General features: G+C 63.0%; 1 pseudogene. It reads right to left on the bottom strand.

The window, feature by feature from the left end:
* Positions 1-186 (bottom strand): annotated as a pseudogene (locus tag BQ17_RS02190) (hypothetical protein); the annotation flags it as partial.
* Positions 187-216 lie beyond the last annotated feature (30 nt).

Raw genomic sequence — 216 nt, 5'->3', positions numbered from 1 at the left:
GGGGGTGACCACCAGGGCGTCGAATTCCTTCACGCGCCCGTCGGGTAAACGGCGCTTGAGCCGCACCATGAGGTCATAGGCGGGCTCGTTCAGGCGTTCCTCGATGATACGGGGTAGACTCGGGGCAACCAGGTCTTCGACCAGGGTGCCCAGCTTGTTGGAGAGCTCCCCCCACTTTTTGTTCATCTCCCGAAGCTGCCGGCGCGTCTCGTCCTT

The sequence above is a fragment of the Candidatus Thiosymbion oneisti genome, from assembly GCF_900092655.1.
Lineage (GTDB): Bacteria > Pseudomonadota > Gammaproteobacteria > Chromatiales > Chromatiaceae > Thiosymbion > Thiosymbion oneisti.
The sequence above is the reverse complement of the archived record's forward strand: the minus strand, read 5'-3'. Positions and strand labels throughout refer to the sequence as shown.